Origin of the sequence: Arsenicicoccus cauae, from assembly GCF_009707125.1 — a bacterium.
Taxonomy (GTDB): domain Bacteria; phylum Actinomycetota; class Actinomycetes; order Actinomycetales; family Dermatophilaceae; genus Arsenicicoccus; species Arsenicicoccus cauae.
In genome coordinates, this window is sequence record NZ_WLVL01000013.1 from 1 (window position 1) to 1,412 (window position 1,412).

The 1,412-nt window shown below is 66.3% G+C and carries 1 protein-coding gene and 1 pseudogene; one reads left to right on the forward strand and one right to left on the reverse strand.

Features of this window, described 5'->3' with window-relative positions:
• Nucleotides 1–228, reverse strand: a 228-nt coding sequence (locus GGG17_RS16810; protein ID WP_283809739.1) for a transposase, incomplete at its 3' end; no start/stop codon positions are given.
• Nucleotides 229–267: 39 nt separating this feature from the next.
• Here GGG17_RS16810 and istA point away from each other — a divergent pair.
• Nucleotides 268–1,284: pseudogene (gene istA, locus GGG17_RS02730) on the forward strand (IS21 family transposase); the annotation flags it as partial.
• Nucleotides 1,285–1,412: the final 128 nt, after the last annotated feature.

Below are 1,412 nucleotides of genomic sequence, written 5' to 3' on the forward strand. Positions count from 1 at the left end.
CTGCACACCGCCCAGGCCCCGCTTCTTCAGGCCGATGAGGAAGGCTCGCCAGAAGACCTCGTCCTCGCTGTCACCGACGTCCAGGCCCAGGATCTCCCGGCGGCCGTGCTCGGTGACGCCGGTGGCGTGACTGTGACAGGTTGATCTGGCCCCATCGTGACGGCCTGATCTGGCCCCACTGGCGACTCGCCGGGGTGGTTGTGACGGTTTGATCTGGCCCCACCCCAGCCTTGCTCACATCAGAGCACTCGAGGGATCGGGGTTGGGATGGGATCACGTGTGGAGTTGTTCGCTGCGATACGTCGGGACGCGCGGGTCGAGGAGATCTCGATCCGCGAACTGGCCCGCCGTCACGGGGTGCACCGGCGCACCGTAAGGCACGCGCTGGCATCAGCGGAGCCGGCACCACGGAAGGCACCGACACGGTCGGCACCGCGGTTGGACCCGTTCAAGGACGCCATCGACGGCATGCTCCGCGCGGATCTGGACGCGCCGAGGAAGCAACGGCATACCGCGACCCGGATCCTCGCTCGCCTCGTCGACGAGCAGGCCGCGACCGGTCTGTCGTACTCGACCGTGCGGGACTACGTGCGGGTCCGGCGGGCACAGATCGACCTCGAGGGCGGACGCCGCCTTGAGGCGTTCATCGCCCAACACCACGGCCCGGGTGAGGAGGCCGAGGTCGACTTCGGTGAGGTCTGGGTCGTCTTGGGCGGGGTGAGGACCAAGTGCTACATGTTCGTCCTGTGGCTCTCCCACTCCGGGAAGGCGATCCACCGTGTGTACCCCACCCAGGCGCAGGAAGCGTTCCTTCAAGGGCATATTGAGGCGTTCGACGCGATCGGCGGGATCCCCACGAAGCACATCAAGTACGACAACCTCACCTCCGCAGTCACGGCCGTCATCCACGGACCGGGCCGTGCCCGCAACGAGAACGACCGGTGGGTGCTGTTCCGGTCGCACTACGGCTTTGACGCGTTCTACTGCCAGTCCGGCATCGAGGGCGCCCATGAGAAGGGCGGCGTCGAGGGCGCGGTCGGGTGGTTCCGCCGCAACCACCTGGTCCCCATGCCTGAGGTCGATTCGCTTGACCAGCTGAACGAGCAGATCAAGGCGTGGGAGGCCGCCGACGAGGACCGGCGGATCAGTGGTCGCCTGAACACGATCGGGCACGACTTCACCGCCGAACAACCCCTGCTCAGGCCGCTGCCGATGGAGGTGTTCGAACCGGGACTGGTGCTGAACCCTCGCGTGGACCGGTCCTCGATGATCAGTGTGCGGATGGTGTAAGAGTCCCGTGGAGTGGTGGGGTTTGGGGAGTGGGTGTGGCTCCCTGACGTAGAGGGGTCATCGGCGAGATGCTCGGTGTGTACCGCCAAGTACTCACCAGAGGAGATCTCACCGATGACCCT